At 68.5% G+C, this 19490-nt stretch carries 14 protein-coding genes; 11 read left to right on the top strand and 3 right to left on the bottom strand.

Annotation, left to right across the window (positions count from 1 at the left end):
- Positions 1-15: 15 nt before the first annotated feature.
- Complete coding sequence (locus VB739_RS05470) at positions 16-681, top strand: DedA family protein (protein ID WP_323356099.1); 666 nt, start codon at positions 16-18, stop codon at positions 679-681.
- Between the two features lie 21 nt (positions 682-702).
- On the opposite strand, the gene VB739_RS05465 is transcribed toward VB739_RS05470, so the two are convergent.
- Positions 703-2523 (bottom strand): SLC13 family permease, encoded by a 1821-nt coding sequence (locus VB739_RS05465; protein WP_323356098.1) that lies wholly within the window; start codon positions 2521-2523, stop codon positions 703-705.
- 74 nt (positions 2524-2597) lie between these two features.
- Entirely contained in the window at positions 2598-4478 is a 1881-nt protein-coding gene (locus VB739_RS05460) for an APC family permease (protein ID WP_323356097.1), read from the bottom strand.
- Between the two features lie 184 nt (positions 4479-4662).
- Here VB739_RS05460 and VB739_RS05455 point away from each other — a divergent pair, with 184 nt between their 5' ends.
- The 10 genes from VB739_RS05455 to VB739_RS05410 all read left to right on the top strand — a co-directional run bounded on the left by VB739_RS05455 (position 4663) and on the right by VB739_RS05410 (position 17898).
- A complete protein-coding gene (locus tag VB739_RS05455; protein WP_323356096.1) occupies positions 4663-7428 on the top strand; it encodes a cation-transporting P-type ATPase in 2766 nt (921 codons plus the stop codon).
- 171 nt (positions 7429-7599) lie between these two features.
- Positions 7600-9474 carry an NAD(P)H-quinone oxidoreductase subunit F gene (locus VB739_RS05450; RefSeq protein WP_323356119.1) on the top strand — a complete coding sequence of 625 codons (1875 nt, stop codon included), beginning with the start codon at positions 7600-7602 and terminating at the stop codon, positions 9472-9474.
- The gene (locus VB739_RS05445) at positions 9474-10970 is read left to right on the top strand and encodes an NADH-quinone oxidoreductase subunit M (RefSeq protein WP_323356095.1); all 1497 of its coding nucleotides are present in this window, start codon (positions 9474-9476) and stop codon (positions 10968-10970) included. Before VB739_RS05450 ends, VB739_RS05445 begins: the two co-directional genes overlap by 1 nt.
- Positions 10967-12277, top strand: coding sequence for a CO2 hydration protein (locus VB739_RS05440; protein WP_323356094.1), 1311 nt, complete (start codon positions 10967-10969; stop codon positions 12275-12277). The genes VB739_RS05445 and VB739_RS05440 overlap by 4 nt, the downstream gene beginning before the upstream one ends.
- 10 nt (positions 12278-12287) lie before the next feature.
- Positions 12288-12689 (top strand): fasciclin domain-containing protein, encoded by a 402-nt coding sequence (locus VB739_RS05435; protein WP_323356093.1) that lies wholly within the window; start codon positions 12288-12290, stop codon positions 12687-12689.
- Positions 12686-13735: an amino acid ABC transporter substrate-binding protein gene (locus VB739_RS05430; RefSeq protein WP_323356092.1), complete on the top strand. Its 1050-nt coding sequence runs from the start codon at positions 12686-12688 to the stop codon at positions 13733-13735. The genes VB739_RS05435 and VB739_RS05430 overlap by 4 nt, the downstream gene beginning before the upstream one ends.
- 68 nt (positions 13736-13803) lie before the next feature.
- On the top strand, positions 13804-14865 hold the full coding sequence (locus VB739_RS05425; protein WP_323356091.1) for an amino acid ABC transporter substrate-binding protein: 1062 nt from the start codon (positions 13804-13806) through the stop codon (positions 14863-14865).
- The gene (locus VB739_RS05420; RefSeq protein ID WP_323356090.1) at positions 14865-15887 is read left to right on the top strand and encodes an ABC transporter permease subunit; all 1023 of its coding nucleotides are present in this window, start codon (positions 14865-14867) and stop codon (positions 15885-15887) included. Before VB739_RS05425 ends, VB739_RS05420 begins: the two co-directional genes overlap by 1 nt.
- Before the next feature lies 1 nt (position 15888).
- Positions 15889-17100 carry an amino acid ABC transporter permease gene (locus VB739_RS05415; protein WP_323356089.1) on the top strand — a complete coding sequence of 404 codons (1212 nt, stop codon included), beginning with the start codon at positions 15889-15891 and terminating at the stop codon, positions 17098-17100.
- Between the two features lie 48 nt (positions 17101-17148).
- The gene (locus tag VB739_RS05410) at positions 17149-17898 is read left to right on the top strand and encodes an amino acid ABC transporter ATP-binding protein (protein WP_323356088.1); all 750 of its coding nucleotides are present in this window, start codon (positions 17149-17151) and stop codon (positions 17896-17898) included.
- Between the two features lie 7 nt (positions 17899-17905).
- Here VB739_RS05410 and VB739_RS05405 read toward each other — a convergent pair whose 3' ends face one another.
- A complete protein-coding gene (locus VB739_RS05405; protein WP_323356087.1) occupies positions 17906-19471 on the bottom strand; it encodes a glycoside hydrolase family 57 protein in 1566 nt (521 codons plus the stop codon).
- Between the last annotated feature and the right edge of the window lie 19 nt (positions 19472-19490).

The following is a 19490-nucleotide window of genomic DNA, read 5'->3' as shown; positions in this document are numbered from 1 at the left end:
TCCTTCCACGCTGCGATGGCCTGGCCCCTGGCCATGTTCGACGGGACCATCAGCCTCACCACCCTGGAATCCCTCCTGCACGACTGGGGGTACTGGGTGGTGTTCGGCGCCATGCTGCTGGAGAACGCCGGTGTGCCCTTGCCGGGCGAGACGGTGACGCTGCTGGCGGGCTATGCGGCCGGCAGCGGCCAGCTGCAGGTGCTCGGGGTGATGGGGGCGGCGGCCGGCGGGGCGATCCTGGGGGACAACATCGGCTACTGGGTGGGACGCCAGGCGGGCTGGGGGCTGCTGCTGCGGGCCGGGCGGCTGCTGGGCCGGACTCCGGAGCAGATGGAGGCCCTGCGGGAGCGCTTCCTGCGCCACGCCGGCAAGTCGGTGCTGATGGGGAGGTTCGTGGCGGTGCTGCGGGTGCTGGCGGGCCCGATCGCCGGGGCGGTGCGCATGCCCTACCGCCGCTTCCTGCTGTTCAACATGCTGGGGGCCGTGCTCTGGGCCTCAACGATGGTGAGCCTGGCCTGGCTCGGCGGCCGCTGGATTCCCTTCGATCAGATGGTGAAGGGCGTCGTGGAGTTCGGCCTCGGCGCCCTGGTGCTGCTGGTGATCGTGCTGGTGGTGCCGAAGCTGGTGGCCCGCTTCGAAGAGCGGCAGCTTGAGCTGGAGGCCAAGGAGCCTCCTGTCTGAGGTGAATGGCCGGGCGCCGACCTAGAGGCCGAAGTAACGGCAGATCAGCCAGGGGGTCGTGAGAGCGAGCGTGAGCGTGAGTGGGGCGCCGTAACGGGCCATGTCGAGGAAGCGGTAGCGACCGGGGCCGAACACCATCAGGTTGGTCTGGTAGCCGATCGGGGTGAGGAAGCTCTGGCTGGCGGCGAAGGTGATCGCAAAGATGAAGGCCATCGGCGGCAGCGCCAGTCCCTTGGCCAGTTCCGTGGCGATCGGCAGCAGCAGCACCACCGTGGTGCCGTTGCTGAGGGCTTCGGTGAAGGCCTGGCCCAGCACGAACACCACCAGCAGCACGGCGTAGGCCGGCCATCCCTGCAGGGCCCGCAACAGGTCCTGGGCCAGGGCTTCGGCCAGGCCGGTCTTCTGCATCGCCACGCTGAAACAGGAGAGGGAACCCAGCAGCAGGATCACGTCCCAGCGGACTGATCGCTGCACTTCCCCCGGCCGCAGACAGCCGGTCGCCACCATCGCCACCATGGCCAGCAGCACCGCCGCCATCAGTGGCAGCAGCTTGAACATCGGCAGCAGGATCATCAGGGCCGTGATGGCCATGCCAGTGAATTTTCGATCGGTGGTGGGCAGGTCCTTCTCCAGTTCGTCGAGAAGCACCAGATCGTTGTTGGCCTGCATCCCGCGGATGGCATCGAGGGGGGCCTGCAGCAGCAGCACGTCGCCGGCCTGCAGCACCACCCGCCCCAGCAGCTCCCGCAACACCTGGTTGCCGCGCCGCACCGCCAGCATGGTGGCGTTGTAGCGCTGCCGGAAACGCAGGTCCCGGACACTGGCCCCCACCAGGGAGGAGCCGTTGGGCAGCAACACCTCCACCACCCGCTGGGGCGATTCGGTGGCCCCGCTGAGCTCGCGCATGTCGTCCTCCTGATCGCCCACCGGAGCGAGGGTGACGGTGTGCTCCTGTTGCAGCCGCAGCAGGTTGTCCCGGTTGCAGCGCAGCAGCAGCCGGTCGCCGGCCTGGAGCTGCAGGTCGGCCAGGGGGGCGCTGAAGCTGTCCCCCCCCCGGTGCAGTTCCAGCACGTCGACATCGAAGCGGCGCTGCAGGCGGCTGTCGTGAAGGGAGTTGCCGATCAGTTCCGACCCTTGCGGAATCAGCACGTCGGTGATGTAGCCCTCCCGGGCCAGGCTCACCAGCATGTCTTCGTCGCCCGAGCCCCGATCGGGCAGCAGACGGTCGGAAAAGAAAAAGATGTAGGTACTGCCGATCAGCCAGATCGGCAGGCCGATCGCCGTGAAACTGAACAGGTCGAGGGAGCCGAAACCCAGCTGCCGGCTGACATCGCTGGCCAGCAGGTTGGTGGAGGTGCCGAGCAGGGAGATCGTGCCGCCCAGAATCGTGGCGAAGGACAACGGCAACAGCACCCTGGAAGGGGAAATGCCGCGGCGCTGGCACCAGCCCTCCAGCACCGGCAACAGGGTGGCCACGATCGGGGTGTTGGGAATGAAGCCGGAGATCGGCGCCACCACGCCCACCATCAGGGCGATCATCCGCTTCGGACTGCGGACCACATCGGAGCCGATCAGGGCCCGCAGCCGGTCGAGACCACCGCTGCGGAACAGGCCTGAGGCCACCGCAAACAGGCCCATCAGGGTGATCAGGGCAGGGCTGCCGAAGCCCTTGACCGCCTCCTCGGGACTCAGCACCCCGAAGGTCACCAGCAGGGCGGCCGCCAGCAGGCCCGTCACCTCCGGCGCCAGCTTGCCGCTGACAAACAGGACGATCGCCCCGATGAACACGCCGAGCGTGATCAGACCCGGACCGGTGCCGGCAACGGCGAGGAAACTTGACATGGCAATGGCCTGATGTCAGGGGTTTAGCAGGTCAGTCCCGCTGCCGCTTTCCCTGACGCCTGAAATCTCCGCCCCTAGAGGTAAAACCCCACCGTGGTCACCACGCGGGTGCCCCGCTCCCGCAGAGCCCGCCGCAGGCGAATCGTCGACTGGTTATGCAGCAGGTTCTCCCAGCGGTGCCGGGTGACGAACACCGGCAGCACGACCATGCAGAAGGCCTGACGATCCTTGTGGTGCGCCTGCTCGAAGCGCTTCACGAAGTCCGCCACCGGGTCCACCAGGGAGCGGTAGGGCGATGGCAGCACCTCCAGCGGCACGTCCGGCAGCTGGAGGCGCCACTGTTCCCTCAAGCCCTCGGCGCGGTCACCGATGAGATCCACGTGCACGGCCACCAGGTCGCTGGCGACGCTGCGGGCGAAGCACAGGGCTTCGTAGCTGCCCCGGTGCAGCTGGCCCACCAGCACCACCGTGGGAAGGCCCCCACCGGGTGGAGGGGAGGACGGCAGGTGGAGGCGCACGTCGGAAGCCAGGCGCAGGCGCCTGGCCACGCGGTCGTAGTGGCTGCGGATGCGCCTGTACATCACCACCAGCAGGGGGATCGCCAGCACGACCACCCAGGCCCCCTGGGTGAACTTGCTGACCAGCAGCACCACGCCAACCACGGCGGTGATCCCCGCACCCACGCCGTTGACCAGGGCCTTGGCGTGCCAGCCCCGTTCGCGCAGCTTCCACCAGTGCATCACCATCCCCGACTGGGACAGGGTGAAACTGATGAACACCCCCACGGCATAGAGCGGAATCAGCCGGCTGACGCTGCCGTCGACGAGCACCAGCAACAAGCCAGCCAGGCCGCTGAGGGCAAAGATGCCGTTGCTGAACACCAGCCGGTCCCCCAGGGAGCAGAGCTGGCGAGGCAGAAAGCCGTCCTGGGCCAGGAAGGCCGCCAGGCGGGGGAAATCCGCATAGGCCGTGTTGGCGGCCAGCAGCAGGATCAGCAGCGTCGCCAGCTGCAGCACGAACAGCAGCGGGCCATCGCCGAAGATCCTCTCGCCCAGCTGATACAGCAGCGTGGGACCGTTGTCCTCCACCACCAGCCCACTCTGGCTGGCGAGGGCGCTGATGCCGCTGAACATCAGGGCCAGCATCAGCACCATCACCACCAGCACCCGACGGGCGTTGCGCCACTCCAGGGGCCGGAAAGCGGCGACGCTGTCGCTGATCGCCTCAATACCCGTGAGCGCGGCGCAGCCGGAACTGAAGGCCCGCATCAGCAACAGGGGGCCGATGGCCTGAAGGCCCTGGCTGCCCTGGTGGGCCGCCGCCAGCAATCGTTGCTGCTCCGCCGCCGGCAGGGGAGGGAGCTGGCCCAGGCCTGTCTTGATCGCCCCCGCCACCAGCAACGTCACGACGGCCGCCATGAACAGATAAGTGGGCAGGCTCAGCAACCGGGCGCTGGAGCTCACGCCGCGCAGGTTGGCGAGCATCACCAGCAGCACCGCCAGCAGGCAGAGGGGCACCCGCTCAGGATCCAACGCCGGCACGTAGGAGGTGAGGGCAGCGATGCCGGCGGCCACGCTCACCGCCACCGTGAGCACGTAGTCGATCGAGAGGGAGGCTCCGGCCACCAGACCCGCCCCCTGGCCGAGGTTCTGCTGGGAGACCCGGTAAGAGCCGCCCCCCTGGGGGTAGGCCTTGATCGTCTGCCGGTAGCTGCTGGCCACGATCAGCATCAGGGCCACGATCAGGCCCGTGATCGGCAGGGTGTACACCAGGGCCGTCGCCCCGCCCATCCCCAGCACGAGAACGATTTCCTGGGTCGCGTAGGCCACCGAGGAGAGGGCGTCGGAGCTCAGGATCGCCAGGGCCTCGGCGTTGCTGTAGCGCTCCTCGTGGTGGGCGCTGGTGGGCAGGGGAGTGCCGATGAGGCGGCGCCGCAGGCTGTCGAGACGGGGCATGCGTCGTCGGAACTGCCGCTGGATCAATCGGAACGCTAGGCGCCGTGGACCTGCCCCCCCTCAGCGCCAGACGCCGCCGATCACCGTTCAGATCCTGCCGGCTGCACGGCCCAACAGGCGTGCACCCCGGGCAGGTGCCAACGGAGAGGAAGGCTAGGGTTTGTCCGAGTGGGAAACCATCCCGTTGAATCCTGCTGCTGCTGCGAGTCCCTGGCATGCCCTGACTCCTGAGCAGTGCCTGCAACGGTTGGAGGCCAGCGGCGACGGCCTGAGCACGGCCCAGTGCGCCGAACGCCTGGCGCGGGTGGGACTGAACCGGCTGGAGCTCAAGGCCGGGCGCAGCAATCTGCGCATCCTCTGGGATCAGTTCAGCAATGTGATGCTGATCATGCTGCTGGCGGTGGCGGCCGTGTCGGCCGCTGTCGCCTTTGCCGCCCAGCGGTTCCCCAAGGATGCGATCGCCATCGTGCTGATCGTGGGCCTCAACGCCCTGCTCGGCTACCTGCAGGAAAGCCGCGCCCAGCAGGCCCTGCAGGCCCTGCGCGACATGGCCCAGCCCCTGGTGACCGTGCGCCGTGACGGGATCTGGGAGCGGCTGCCGAGCGAGCAGCTGGTGCCAGGGGACCTGATCCGGGTCGAGGCGGGGGACCGGGTGCCGGCCGATGCCCGCCTGCTGGAGGTGGCCGAACTGGGCCTGCGCGAGGCGGCCCTCACCGGCGAGGCCGAAGCGGTGAACAAGTTGGCCGTGCTGTTGCTTGAACCCTCCACCCCCGTCCTGGAGCGTCAGAACTGTCTGTTCCAGGGCACCGAAGTGGTACGCGGCCGGGGTCTGGCCGTCGTCAGCGCCACGGGCATGGACACCGAACTGGGCAAGATCGCCCAGATGATCAACACGGCGGGTGGGGAGACCACACCGTTGCAGGAACGCCTCGACGGGCTCGCCAACGTGCTGGTGGTCTCCGCGCTGGCCCTGGTGGCCGTGGTGGTGCTGCTGGGCTGGCTGTTGGGCCAGGGCCTGCTCGATCTGCTGGAGGTGGCCCTATCGATGGCGGTGGCGATCGTGCCGGAAGGGCTGCCGGCGGTGATCACGGTGACCCTGGCGATCGGCACCCAGCGGATGGTGCAGCGCTCCGCCCTGATCAGGCGCCTGCCGGCGGTGGAGGCCCTGGGTTCGGTCACGGTGATCTGCACCGACAAGACCGGCACCCTCACCCTCAACCGTCAGGTGGTGCAGGAGCTGCGCAGCGGCACCACGGCGCTGGCAGTCAGCGGCAACGGCTACGACCCCCACGGCGAGTTTCAGGCCACCGAGCTTCCCGTCCCCGCTGAAGCCACGGCTGGTCTGGCCCCAGGGGGCCGCAATCTGCTGCTGCAGGCCGGTGTGCTGTGCAGCGACGCCGAACTCAAGCAGGAGCCCGACGGCCGCTGGGACATCCTCGGCGATCCCACCGAGGGGGCCCTGGTGGTGGCAGCGGCGAAGGCCGACCTGGATGGCTTCGCCCTGCGCAGCCACTACAAGCGCGACGCCGAGATCCCCTTCAGCTCCGAGCGCCAGCTGATGGCGGTCTGGGTGGACGACCACGACGGCAGCCTGCAGGCCCCCCTGGGGGACACGGCCGCCGGCTCCACCACCTTGATGATCAGCAAGGGGGCCCCCGAGGTGATCCTCGGCACCTGTGATCGCTGGCTCGACGCCTCCGGTGTGGCCATCCTCAGCGACGACCAGCGCCAGTGGTGGCTGGAGCAGGCCCGGGGGCTGGCGGCGTCCGGCCTGCGGGTGCTTGCTTTCGCCTGCGCCCCCCACCACCCCAGCCCCGAGAATGAACTGGAGCACCAGGTGCTTCTCGGGCTGATGGCCCAGTTGGATCCCGCCCGTCCCGAGGTGGCCCTGGCGGTGGCCCGCTGCCGGGAGGCCGGCATCCGCCCGGTGATGATCACCGGCGACCACCCCCTCACCGCCCGCGCCATCGGCGTCAACATCGGCCTGGTGGACCCCGGCGCCGAAGTCGTGCTCGGCCGGCAGCTGGAGGAGGCCGATGCGGCCGGTCTGGCTGCGATCGTGGCTCGCTGCAACATCTATGCCCGGGTGCCGCCCGAGCAGAAGCTGCGCATCGTCAAGGCATTGCAGAGTCTGGGCCAGGTGGTGGCCATGACAGGCGACGGCGTCAACGATGCCCCGGCCCTGAAGCAGGCCCACATCGGCGTGGCCATGGGCATCACCGGCACTGAGGTGAGCAAGGAGGCCTCCGACATGGTGCTGCTCGACGACAACTTCGCCACGATCGTCAATGCGGTGGAGCAGGGCCGGCTGGTGTACGCCAACATCCGCCGCTTCATCAAGTACATCCTCGGCAGCAACGTGGGTGAACTGATCACGATCGGTTCAGCCCCGCTGCTGGGGCTGGCGGGTGTGCCGATGACGCCGATCCAGATCCTCTGGATGAACCTGGTGACCGACGGGGTGCCCGCCCTGGCCCTGGCCCTGGAGCCCGGCGAGGCCGGCCTGATGCAGCGCCCGCCTGCCGAGCCCGGTGAATCGATCTTCGCCCGGGGAATCGGCAGCTACATCCTGCGCATCGGCGTGGTGTTCGCCGTGATCACGATCACGATGATGCTGTACGCCTCCCGCTCCGGCGCTCCCTGGAAGACGATGGTGTTCACGATGCTGTGCCTGGCGCAGATGGGTCATGCCCTGGCGGCGCGCAGCGACCGTCCGCTGGTGCAGGTGAATCCCTTCAGCAACCCCTGGTTGCTGGGAGCGGTGGTGTTCACCAGCCTGCTGCAGTTGTCGCTGCTCTACGTCCCCGTGCTCTCGCAGTTCTTCGGCACCGTGCCACTCTCGGCCCGTGATCTGGGCCTCTGCGTGGGCTTCAGTCTGGTGTTCTTCCTTTATCTGGAACTCGAGAAAGTATGGCGGCTGTGGCGCCGCCGTCGCAGCGCCAACGCCTGAAGCCTGTACCGCCTTGCCCAGGGGGGCGGCGGCCACAGAAGACGGCGGACTGATAACGAAAGCTTGCAGATCCCATAGGACTTTCCTTTTCGGAAAGCCCACCACTAGGCGCCGGTGATCTTAGTGTTCGCCACCACGCGGGCCATCCCCGGTCCCGACTGTTCTCCCGCCATGACCCTGTTCTTCGCCCAGACGGCCTGGCTGGTCCCCCTCTACCCCCTGCTGGCGGCCCTGGTGTCCCTGGCCTGGTCGCCTGGGTTCATCTGGAAGACGGGACCAAGGCCCTGCGGCTACTTCAACCTGACCATGGTCAGCGTGGCCTTTGCCCACAGCCTCCTGGCCCTGCTGGCAGCCAATGCCCATCCCGAAGCGCTGCCTCTGCACTTCGGCTGGACCTGGCTCCAGACCGCTGGCCTGTCGATCGGTTTCGACGGCTCGATCACCCAGCCGGCCCTGATCGCCACCCTGTTCGTCACCGGGGTGCACGTGCTCGCCCAGATCTTCGCCATCGGCTATCTGGAGATGGACTGGGGCTGGCCACGCTTCTTCGGATCCCTCAGCTTTTTCGAGGCTGGTCTGTGTGCCCTTCTACTCACGGATTCCCTGTTCTTCAGCTATGTGATTCTGGAGCTACTCACGCTCGGCACCTATCTGATTGTGGGCACCTGGTACAACCAATCGCTGGTGGTGAAAGGGGCGCGGGATGCCTTCCTCACCAAGCGCATCGGTGACCTGATCCTCCTGGCCGGCCTGGTGGCGATCCTGCCGGTCACCGGCACCTGGAACTTCGGTGCCATCGCCAGCTGGGCCGCCGCCCAGACCCCCGGGAGCCTGCCCCTGAGCCAGGAGCTGATCCTGCTGGCCCTGGTGGCCGGCCCCATGGGCAAATGCGCCCAGATCCCCCTGCACCTCTGGCTCGACGAGGCCATGGAGGGTCCGCTGCCCTCCACCGTCCTGCGCAACTCCGTGGTGGTGGCCGGTGGCGCCTGGGTGCTGCTGAAGCTGCAGCCCATGCTGGCCCTCAGCCCCCTGGTCACCACGGTTCTGGTGGTGGTTGGAGGCACCACGGCCCTGGTGGGGGCGCTGATCGCCCTGGCCCAGATCGACATCAAGCGGGCCCTGTCCTTCCTGGCCAGCAGCTGGATGGGCCTGCTGTTTCTCGCCGTGGGCCTCGGTGATCCCACCGTGGCCGGCCACCTGCTGCTGGTCTACCCGCTGCCGATGGCGCTGGTGCTGATGGCGGTGGGCACGGTGATCGTCAGCAATGTCACCCAGGACCTCACCCAGCTGGGGGGTCTCTGGAGCCGACGGCCGCTGGTGGGCCTGGCCTTCCTGACCGGGGCCGGCGGGCTGATGGCCCTGCCGCCCTTCGGTGGCTTCGCCGCCATCCGCGAGCTGCTGGAACTGTGCAGCGCCAGCTCCCAGCCGCTGCTGCTGGGCGGGTTCGTGCTGGTCACCAATGGCCTGATGGCGGCCGGTCTGGTGCGGGTGTTCGGCCTGATCTGGGGCGGGCGCCCCAGCGTTTTCACAAGGCGCTCCGCCGAGGTGCTGTGGCTGATGGTGCTGCCCACCCTGGTGCTCATGGGTGTGGTGCTGCACCTGCCGATCCTGCTGGCCCGCTATGGCGTCTTCGCCACCACGCCCCTGCTGGGCTGGGGTCCCCAGGCGGTACCGCTGCTGGTGTCCACCCTGCTGGGAGGCGGTGTGTCGGCGGTGTTCTATCTGCGTCCCCATCCCCTGGCCCAGCTGCCTTCCGCCCTGGGCGGTCTGCAGCACTGGCTGGCCCACGACATGAACACGGAGAACTTCTACCAGCGTTCGGTTGTGGCTCTTGTGGTCGGCCTGGCCCGCCTGAGCTCCTGGACGGATCACCAGCTGGTGGATGGCTTCACAGGCGCCACCGGGGAGGCCGCGCTCCAGAGCGCCCGCCGCCTCAGCTTCACCACCTCCGGCCGCACCCAGACCTACACCCTGACCCTGCTGATCGGCGTGGTGCTCATGGCCGCCTGGCTGCTGACGATCGTTCCCACAACCCTGCTGCGCTGATGGCCCTCCTCCTGCTCTTGCTTCTGCCGGCCCTCGGAGCCGGACTGCTGCCCCTGCTGCCGGAGCGCCAGCGGCTGCTGCGCCGCGTGGCCCTGGTGCCTGCGCTGCTGCAGTTCACCATCGGCCTCAGCCAGCTGGGCCACCCCCCCAGTGAGCTGCACCAGGTGTGGTTGCCCCGCATCGGCCTCGCCCTCGATCTCGGGCTCGATGGCCTGTCGGCGCCGCTGGCCGTTCTGATCGCCCTGATCGTCCTGGTCACGGTGCTGGCCACCCCCGCCGACCAGGCCCGGCCCAGGCTCTTCTTCAGCCTGCTGCTGGCCACCGACGTTGGCCTGATGGGGGCGGTGCTGGCCCGCAACGCGCTCCTGTTCCTGCTGGCCTACGAGTTGGTGCTGATCCCCACCACCCTGCTGCTGGCGGTCTGGGGCGGCCCGCGCCGCGCCCAGGCCGCGATCCAGTACGTGATGTACGGCGCCGCTTCCGGATTGGCCCTGCTGGGGGGCGTGCTGGCCCTGGGCTGGCTGAACGGCGATGGCTTCAGCTTCGCCTTCGCCGATCTGGCCGCCATGCAGCTCCCCACGGGCTCCAGCCACTGGGTGTTCGCCCTGCTGGTGCTGTCCTTCGGCCTCAAGCTGCCGGTGGTGCCGCTGCATGGCTGGCAGCCCCTGGCCTACGGCCAGGCCTCCAGTCCGGTGGCGATGCTGCTCAGCGGTGGTGTCTCCATCCTCGGTGGCTATGGCCTGCTGCGCTTCGCCATCGGCTTCCTGCCGGACGAGTGGATCCTCTGGTCACCATGGATCGCCGGGGTGGGGGCCCTCACCGCCGCCTACGGCGCCCTCAACGCCATCGTCCAGAGCGACATCCGTCGCCTGGTGGCCTACGGCTCCCTCGGCCACATGGGATTGCTGGTGGTGGCCCTGGCCGCCGCCACGCCCCTGAGCCTGCAGGGGGTGGTGGCCCAGCTGATCGCCCACGGCCTGATTTCGGCCCTGCTGTTCCATCTCGTCGGGCTGATCGAAGCCAAGACCGGCTCGATCCAGATCCCCGAGCTGGCCGGCCTGCTCAACCCCTACCGGGGGCTGCCCTTCACCCTGGGCCTGTTCCTGCTGGCCCTGATGGCCAGTGCCGGCATCCCCGGCCTGGCGGGCTTCGTGCCCGAGTTCCTGATGTTCGAGGCCAGCTGGACCCCCTTCCCGGTGGCCACCCTGCTCTGCCTGATCGCCTCGGGCTTCACCGCCGTGTATGCGGTGCGCCTGTTCAACAGGGTCGGCTTCGGCCGCCTCGACAACGACCGTGTCGACTACCCCGCCACCGTCTGGAGCGAACGGTTCCCCGCCGTCCTGCTTGCGTCCCTGGTGGTGGTGGGCGGCCTGTGGCCGGGCCTGCTGGTGGGCTGGAGTGAATCCGCCACCACGGCCCTGGCCCTGCGCCGTGAACCGTTCACCGCCCTCGTGGCCATCGCCCCCTCCGCGTCCCCCCGCCAGATCCCTTCATGACGCCCCCCACCGCCACCGCTCCGGACACCCTGCGTCAGCCCCTGATCCCCCCCTCGACCCATCGTTACGCCGAGGTGATCCACCGGCTCGAGGCGGGCGGCTCGATGCTGCCGGACACGCCCGAGAACCTGATGCAGATCATCGGCATCTACAAGGCCTATGCCGTGCCGATGGATTTCTACTGGCGCGATCTGCTCTACATCGCCGAACGGGTGTTTCTCGATCCCCTGCCGGCCTTCAAGTACTTCCCCTCCCAGGAGTACCTGGATCTGCCCAACTCCTACGCCGGCGAGCAGTCGAAGCTGCGCATCTGGCGCGGCGGTGCGACGGCCCACCCGGAACTGCTGGAGTTCATGGCCAAGGGCGAGACGACGGCCATGCCGAAGCTGCTGCATCACCTCTGGCACGACCGCATCAACATGGAGTTTGCCGAGGCCTGCATGGAGGCCATGTTCTGGCACCAGGGCATGGGCGGTCGCTTCTACGACTATCTGGAGTGTGACGCCTACAAGGCCAATGCCGATCGGGCGATCAAGGCCTACTTCAGGGGCAATCCCCTGATGCTGGGGCTCTACGCCCTGTTCCCGGAGATGTTCCTGGAGCAGGTGCGCAAGATGAGCTACTACGCCAATCTCGGCCTGTTCTGGGAAGTGATGGCGCCGGTGTTCTTCGAGATGAGCGACATCTACGACGAGGGCGGCTTCTCCGGCGTTCCCGCCGCCATGGATTTCCTGGTCAATGGCATCTTCGCCGTGGCGGGCCGGCCCATCTACCACCACGTCTACATCGGCGGCGAATGCCTCGAGATCATTCCCAAATCAGAGGGGTTCACCTGGCTCTATGAGGCGGCCCTTCCCTATGTGGAAGCCGTGTTCTACCGGACCGCCCCCTTCCGGGGCACCAAGAGCTACAACGCCCAGGCCGGCCAGGTGCCCTCCGAGCAGGCTGATTTCCACTACGGCATCCTCTATGCCGATGTCTTTCCGGTGGGTTCAGCGGGGATCCCCCCCACCCTGCTGATGCAGGACATGCTGCACTTCCTGCCCCCCTACCTCACCGAGCTCTATGCCAAGCACAAACGGGGCGAGGGCGACATCCTCAACCAGCTGGGCGTCACCTTCCAGCGCTCCATGTACAACGTCACCTCGGCGGTGATCCAGGCCCTGCGCTGTGCCCTGCTCTACCCCCTCGATGACAACGACCCCGAGCACCTGATGGCCAACCGGCGCTTCTTCGAGGCCCAGATGGACCGCTTCATAAGGCCTGAGGCCCGCCTGCCCCAGATCCAGACCCAGGACTACCGCTAGGAGATCCCCCATGGCCAACATCATCGAAACCGCCAAGGGCGCCGGCTGCTTCGCCACCCTGCTCACCGCCGTCGAGGTGGCCGGGCTCACGGGTGCCCTGGAAAGCCCCGGCCCCTTCACCGTCTTCGCCCCGGTCGATGACGCCTTCGCGGCCCTTCCCCCCGGCACGGTCCAGACCCTGGTGGACAACGTCCCCCAGCTGGCCAGGATCCTCAAATTCCATGTGCTCTCCGGGGCCTACCGGCGGGAGCAACTGATTGAGCAGACGGAATGGGAAAGCCTGGAGGGGGCGCCGGTGGCGATCCGCCGGGCTGAGCCTTTTGAGGTGAAGAACGCCACCGTTGTTTCCGCCGACATCGTCTGCGACAACGGCATCGTGCATGTGATCGACCGGGTGATCCTGCCCGGATGACCAAAACGGGGCTGCTGGCGCTGGCTGCACTCTTTGGCCTGGTGGGCTGCGCCGCTGGCAACGAGGCCCCCGTCAGCCCCACCATGGCCAGGATCCGCGAACGGGGACGGCTGGTCTGCGCCGTCGATGGGGCGGTGCCGGGATTCAGCACGGTGGGCCCCGGCGGCGCCTTCGTGGGCATCGACGCCGACTTCTGCCGGGCGGTGGCTGCCGCGGTACTCGGGGATCCCCGCAAGGTGGAGTTCCGGCCGGTGACCGCAGGCGAGCGCTTCGTGGCCCTGAGCAGCGGCGAGGTGGACCTGCTCTCGATCAGCTCCACCCACACCCTCAGCCGGGACGCTCCAGGCGGCAATGCGCTCAGCTTCGGGCCTGTCTTCTTCTATGACGGCCAGGGGGTGATGGTGCCCAAGGCCAGTGGCATCCGTCGCCTGGGGGATCTGGCCGGCAAGCCGATCTGCGTGGAGAGCGGCACCAACACCGAGCTCAACCTGGCCGATCGCATGCGGGAACTGGGGATCGCCTACCAGCCGCTGCGTTTCCAGTCCGGCGAGCAGGCCTACCCGGCCTACGAGCAGGGCCGCTGCGCCGCCATCACCAGCGACAGCTCCCTGCTGGCGGGCAAGCGCAGCGGCTTCCGGACGCCGTCGGACCACGTGCTGCTCCCCGACCAGCTCAGCAAGGAACCCAGCGCCAAGGTGACGGTGCAGGCGGATCCGGCCTGGGCCGATGCGGTGCGCTGGATCACCCACACCCTGGTCCAGGCGGAGGAGAGCGGCCTCACCCAGGCCAACGTCGAAGCCCGCCGCAGGGCGGCCCGGGCCGACACCAACCAGGCGGAGCAGCGCCGCTTCCTGGGGATCGAGGGGGACTTCGGCCGCCAGCTGGGCCTGCCCGCCGACTTCACGGTGCAGGTGGTGAAGGCGGTGGGCAACTACGGCGAGTTGTTCGAGCGCCACCTCGGCCCGGCCACGCCCCTGGGCCTCGAGCGGGGCCTCAACCAGCTCTGGACCCGCGGCGGCCTGCACGTCGCCCCGCCCTTCCGCTGAGGAGGTTCCGGGCGGCCTACCTGCACTGGCCCGCACCTGCAACAATGCGGCCACTTAAGGACGCAAGCATGCTCTGGAACCGGACCCGCACCCTTGGGGCGTCCCTGTTGGCAGCTGGCCTGCTCGCCGGTTGCGCCGGGGAAGACGGTGGGGTGCAGAGCCAGAAGCTCTCCACGATCACGGGACGGGGCAAGCTGATCTGCGGCGTGGAAGGCAAGCTGCCCGGCTTCAGCTTCGTGGGCCCCGACGGCAAGTATCTGGGCCTCGATGTGGACGTCTGCAAGGCGGTGGCCGCCGCGGTGCTGGGGGATCCGGCCAAGGTGGAGTACCGGGATCTGAACTCCAGCGAGCGCTTCGCCGCCCTGGCCAGCGGCGAGGTGGACCTGCTGTCCCGCAACACCACCATGACGCTGAGCCGCGATGCTCCCGGCGGCAACGGTCTGAGCTTCGCCCCCACCACCTTCTATGACGGTCAGGGGGTGCTGGTGCCCGTGGCCAGCGGCATCAAGGACCTCAAGGGCCTGGCCGGCAAGCCGATCTGCGTCGAGAGCGGCACCACCACCGAGCTCAACCTGGCCGACCGGATGCGGGAGCAGAACATCCCCTACACACCGCTGAAGTTCCAGACCAGCGACCAGACCTTCGCCGCCTACCTCGGCGACCGTTGCGTGGCCGTCACCAGCGACCGCTCCCAGCTGGCCGGCAAACGTACCAGCTTCCCCAACCCCGATGCCCACACCCTGCTGCCGGTGGTGATGAGCAAGGAGCCCCTCACCCCCGCCACCACCAACGGCGATCCCGCCTGGGCCGATGCCGTGCGCTGGATTGTCTATGGCCTGATGCAGGCCGAGGAGAGCGGCATCACCCAGGCGAATGTGGACGCCAAGCTGGCCGAGGCGAAGGCCAACACCAACCAGGCCGACCTGCGCCGCTTCCTGGGGGTGGAGGGTGATTTCGGCAAGCTGCTCGGCCTGCCGCCCGACTTCGTGGTCAAGGCGGTGAAGGCCGTGGGCAATTACGGCGAGATCTTTGATCGCAACGTGGGCCCCGCCTCCGCCCTCAAGCTCGACCGGGGCCTCAACCGCCAGTGGAAGGATGGCGGCCTGATCTACTCCCCGCCCTTCCGTTGATGGCGCCGGTCCCCCCCGCCGACCTGACCCCATCGCCCAAGCCTGCCCCCAAACCGCCCTGGTGGCGCGACCGCCGCGTCGTTCCCTGGGTGGTGCAGGCCGTGGTGGGTCTGCTGGTGCTGCTGCTGATCGCCTTCCTGATGGGCAATCTGATCCGCAACCTCACGGCGGCCGGACTGCTGCTGAGCTGGCGCTGGCTGCAGCAGCCGGCCGGCTTCGACATCTCGGAATCGGTGCTTCCCTTCAACGCCCAGCTGCCTTACTGGCGCGCCCTGGCGGCCGGGTTGGTCAACACGATCCGGGCGGTGCTGGTATCCATCGTGGGAGCCACCCTGCTGGGCACCCTGGTGGGGATGGCCTCCTTCAGCCACAACGGCCTGCTGCGGCGGCTGGCGCGGGTCTACGTGGAGGTGGTGCGCAACATCCCCCTGCTGCTGCAGCTGGTGTTCTGGTACTTCGTGGTGTTTCTCACCCTGCCCAACGGCCTGCAGGCGATCCAGCTCCCCGGGGTGGTGCTCGCCAAGTCGGGGCTCTACATCGCCGGGCTGGGCGAGGGGCTGCGCTGGATGGGCCCCACCCTGGTGAACGGGGTCTGGCAGGCCCCGGTGCGCCTGAGCGTCGAATTCGGTGCCCTGCTCACCGGCCTGATCGTGTACTCGGGGGCCTTCATCGCCGAAGTGGTGCGGGGCGGCATCGCCGCCGTTGCCAAGGGACAGTGGGAGGCGGCCTCCTCCCTGGGGCTGAGCTGGTTCGCCACCCTGCGCCGCATCGTCCTGCCCCAGTCGCTGCGGGTGATCGTGCCCGGGCTCAACACCCAGTACATCTCCCTGGCCAAGAACTCCTCCCTGGCGGTGGCCGTGGGCTACACCGACCTCTATTCGGTGGCCGAAACCACCCTCAACCAGACCGGCCGGGCCGTGGAGGTGATTCTGGTGCTGCTTGGGGCCTACCTGACCCTCGACCTGCTGATCTCGGCCCTGATGAACGGTCTGAACCGGCTGGTTCAGATCCGGGAGCGCTGAAATGAAATCCGTGCTGCGGCGACTGCGCGCCGAACTGTTCGCCACCCCCGCTGATGCGGTGCTCAGCACGGGCTTGATCGCGGTGCTGTCCCTGGCGGCCTTCGGAGTCCTGCGCTGGGCCTTCACCCAGGCGCAGTGGGCCGTGATCCGGGTGAACAGCACCCTGTTCGCAGTGGGGCGCTACCCCGTCGAGGAGCAGTGGCGGCTCTGGCTGCTGCTCTGGCTGTTGTTCGCCGCCACCGGCCTGAGCTGGGGAGTGCTGCGCAGCCATCCCCGACGCGACCGCAGCGGCGCCCTCTGGCCCCGCAACGACCGGATCGCAGCGACGCTGCTGGTGGTCCTGGGACTGTGGAGGCCTTTGGCCATGGGGCTCAGCCTCTCCATTCAGGCCCGCTGGTGGGGGCTGGTGGCCCTGCTGCTGCTGGTCCGCTGGCTGGCCGGACGCTTCGGTCCCCGCTTCGGCCCCCTGGGCCTGCGGTTGGTGGCCCTGATGTGGCCGGTGCTCTATCTGGTGGGCATGGTGCTGATCAGCGGCGGACTGGGCCTGGTGGCCGTGTCCCCATCGGAATGGGGCGGTCTGCTGCTCACCCTGCTGGCCTCGAGCTTCGCCATCCTGCTGTGCTTCCCGATCGGGGTGCTGCTGGCCCTCGGTCGCCGCAGCGAACTGCCCCTGCTGCGCTGGGGTTCGGTGCTCTACATCGAGTTCATCCGCGGAGCCCCCCTGATCACCCTGCTGTTCCTGGGCCAGAACATCCTCGGTTTCCTGCTTCCCGGCGGCCTGGCGCCGGATCGGGTCTGGCGGGCGGCCTGGGTGCTCACCTTCTTCGCCGCCGCCTACCTGGCGGAGGCGGTGCGCTCCGGCCTGGCGGCCGTGCCCCGCGGCCAGCTGGAGGCCGCCCGCTCCCTCGGGCTGTCCTATCCAAAGGCTCTCCAGCACGTGGTGCTGCCCCAGGCCCTGCGGGTGGCCCTGCCAGCGATGGTGGGCCAGTTCATCTCGCTCCTGCAGGACACCACCCTGCTGTCGCTGATCGGATTGCTGGAACTGCTCGGCACGGCCCGCACCGTGATGGCCAATCCGGCTTTCCTGGGCAAGAACGCCGAGGTCTATCTGACCCTGGCGGTGCTGTTCTGGTGCTGTTGCGCTGCCCTCGGACTGGGCAGCCGGGCCCTGGAGCGTCGCCTCGATCCCCACGCCGTGCCCTCCGCCACCTGACCGCTTTCCCACTTCCCTCTCCCCCGCTCCGTTCCCTCTTCCTGCCCCATGAGCCAACCCAGCAACGAACTGATGATCGAGGCGCGGGCCGTTGAGAAGTGGTACCCCAACGGATTCCAGGCGTTGCGCGGGGCCAGCCTGACGGTGCGCCGCGGCGAGGTGGTGGTGATCATGGGCCCCTCGGGCTCGGGCAAGAGCACCTTCATCCGCACCTTCAACGCGCTGGAGGATTTCCAGAAGGGCCGTATCACCGTCGACGGCATCGTGCTCTCCAACGACCTGCGCAACATCGATGCCGTGCGCCGGGAGGTGGGGATGGTGTTCCAGCAGTTCAACCTGTTTCCCCACCTCTCCGTGCTCGACAACCTCACCCTGGCTCCGGTGCTCGTCCGCAAGCGTCCGAAGGCCGAGGTGGAGAAGCAGGCCTGGGCCCTGCTGGAGCGGGTGGGCATCGCCGAACAGGCGGGCAAGTATCCCGGCCAGCTCTCAGGAGGCCAGCAGCAACGGGTGGCGATCGCCCGGGCCCTCTGCATGGAGCCCCGCATCCTGCTGTTTGATGAACCCACCAGCGCCCTCGACCCGGAGATGGTGCGGGAGGTGCTGGAGGTGATGCAGAACCTCGCCGACGACGACATCACCATGGTGGTGGTGACCCACGAGGTGAAGTTCGCCCGCCATGTGGCCCACCGGGTGGTGCTGATGGCCGATGGCGAAGTGGTGGAAGAGGCCGAACCGGAGGTGTTCTTCACCAACCCCAGCCACCAGCGCACCCGGCGGTTTCTGGATCAGATCCTCTGAATTGCCTTCAGGCCCGCGTCGCCCAGTCGGCCGCGTTCAGCTCCGGGAACAGCCCGTCCTCGCGTTGCACCCCCACCAGCCATTCCCTGGGCAGGTCGGTGCCGTGCTCGAGGGCATCGATCAGGCGCCAGAAACGGTCGAGGTGGCGGCGGATCCGCTCGCGGGCCAGGCCGGTGGTGGTGCCGGCCCGCAGGATGAAGCTCCAGTCGGAGCTCTGGGCCAGCAGCAGTTCGCGTCCCGCCTGGGTGAGCAGAGCGCGCTGCTCGGTGCTGCCCACACCCCGGTTGACCCGCTGCACCATGGCGCGGGAGGCACGCTGCCATTCCGCCACGACCCAGGCATTGGTGTCGTTCAGCCAGTAGTCGTGGTAGCCCCCCTGGCCCCAGCTGGAGGGGGCCGGCCGGCAGACCTGCAGGGCCCGGTTCTGGCTGAGCACATCGCGCAGGTGGGTGAAGCCCACGTCCATCGCGGGGCCCTGGCGGAACAGCTCGGCCAGGAACTGGGGCCCTTCGAACCACCAGTGGCCGAACAGTTCGGCATCGAAGGGGGCCACCAGCAGGGGTGGCGGCTCGATCGTGGCGGCCAGGTGAGAAATCTGCTCGGAGCGGCCCCGCAGGAAGGCCGCCGCATGCTCCTTCACCTTGTCCGCGGCCCGCTCCTGGTCGTAGGGCTGCTTGAGCTCCAGGGGGCAGCCCTGGGCGGTGACCCGGTGCAACTTGAGCCCGAGGGGGCGACGGTCGTGGATGCCCTGGGCCTCCAGGTCCGCTTCCGGCAGGTCCCAGCCCAGGTCGCGGTGGAACTCCCGGTAGGCGCCGTCGCCGGGATAGCCCTGGCTGGCACTCCACACCGGCAGGGTGGATTCGCTGTCGCGGGCAAAGAAAGCCACACCGGCGGTGGAGCAGATCGGCGCATAGACCCCGTAGCGGGGACGGGGCAGGCCATGGAGCAGGCCGTGGCCATCGAGCAGGGAGTAGCGCAGGCCGCACTCAGCCAGGAGACGGTCGAGATCCTCGTAATAGGCGCACTCCGGCAACCAGATCCCCAGGGGGCGCACACCGAGCAGGCGCTGATGCTCACGCACGGCGGTGAGCAGCTGGGCCCGCACCGCCTCCGGCGAATCCCGCAGCAGCGGCAGGTAGCCGTGGGTGGCGCCGCAGGTGATCAGATCGAGGACCCCCTGCTCCTGGAGGCGGCGGAACCCGGCTAGCAGGCTTCCCCCCAGCTGGCGCCACTGGGCCTCGATGGTCGCGAGCGTGGACTGGAGCTGGCGCGCCGGCAGCGCCAGTTCCGGTTCCACCTGGTCGAGCAGGGTCCGGCGCAGGGCCAGCCAGGTCGGGAAACGGCTGTTCAGGGCCCTGTCGCTGAGCAGCGACAGCAGGGTGGGGGAGAGGCCGAGGGTGAGTTTCGGCCGTTGTTCCGGGTCGGCGGCGGCCCGCTCCAGAACGGCCAGCAGCGGCAGATAGCATTCCTGCAGGGCCTGGAAGTACCAGTCCTCCTCCAGCGAACCCGGTTCTCCCGATCGCACGTAGGGGAGGTGGGCATGCAACACCAGGGCCAGATCGCCTGCGGCCATGGGGAAACCTCTGTGGGGC

The sequence above is a fragment of the Cyanobium gracile UHCC 0281 genome, assembly GCF_034931305.1.
Taxonomy (GTDB): domain Bacteria; phylum Cyanobacteriota; class Cyanobacteriia; order PCC-6307; family Cyanobiaceae; genus Cyanobium; species Cyanobium gracile_A.
The sequence above is the reverse complement of the archived record's forward strand: the minus strand, read 5'-3'. Positions and strand labels throughout refer to the sequence as shown.

Excerpts from the sequence above, each read along its gene's own strand:
- VB739_RS05470 (WP_323356099.1), top strand. The coding sequence starts at position 16 with ATGGCCTGGCCCCTGGCCATGTTCGACGGGACCATCAGCCTCACCACC.
- VB739_RS05465 (WP_323356098.1), bottom strand. The coding sequence starts at position 2,523 with ATGTCAAGTTTCCTCGCCGTTGCCGGCACCGGTCCGGGTCTGATCACG.
- VB739_RS05460 (WP_323356097.1), bottom strand. The coding sequence starts at position 4,478 with ATGCCCCGTCTCGACAGCCTGCGGCGCCGCCTCATCGGCACTCCCCTG.
- VB739_RS05450 (WP_323356119.1), top strand. The coding sequence starts at position 7,600 with ATGACCCTGTTCTTCGCCCAGACGGCCTGGCTGGTCCCCCTCTACCCC.
- VB739_RS05445 (WP_323356095.1), top strand. The coding sequence starts at position 9,474 with ATGGCCCTCCTCCTGCTCTTGCTTCTGCCGGCCCTCGGAGCCGGACTG.
- VB739_RS05440 (WP_323356094.1), top strand. The coding sequence starts at position 10,967 with ATGACGCCCCCCACCGCCACCGCTCCGGACACCCTGCGTCAGCCCCTG.
- VB739_RS05435 (WP_323356093.1), top strand. The coding sequence starts at position 12,288 with ATGGCCAACATCATCGAAACCGCCAAGGGCGCCGGCTGCTTCGCCACC.
- VB739_RS05430 (WP_323356092.1), top strand. The coding sequence starts at position 12,686 with ATGACCAAAACGGGGCTGCTGGCGCTGGCTGCACTCTTTGGCCTGGTG.
- VB739_RS05425 (WP_323356091.1), top strand. The coding sequence starts at position 13,804 with ATGCTCTGGAACCGGACCCGCACCCTTGGGGCGTCCCTGTTGGCAGCT.
- VB739_RS05420 (WP_323356090.1), top strand. The coding sequence starts at position 14,865 with ATGGCGCCGGTCCCCCCCGCCGACCTGACCCCATCGCCCAAGCCTGCC.
- VB739_RS05415 (WP_323356089.1), top strand. The coding sequence starts at position 15,889 with ATGAAATCCGTGCTGCGGCGACTGCGCGCCGAACTGTTCGCCACCCCC.
- VB739_RS05410 (WP_323356088.1), top strand. The coding sequence starts at position 17,149 with ATGAGCCAACCCAGCAACGAACTGATGATCGAGGCGCGGGCCGTTGAG.
- VB739_RS05405 (WP_323356087.1), bottom strand. The coding sequence starts at position 19,471 with ATGGCCGCAGGCGATCTGGCCCTGGTGTTGCATGCCCACCTCCCCTAC.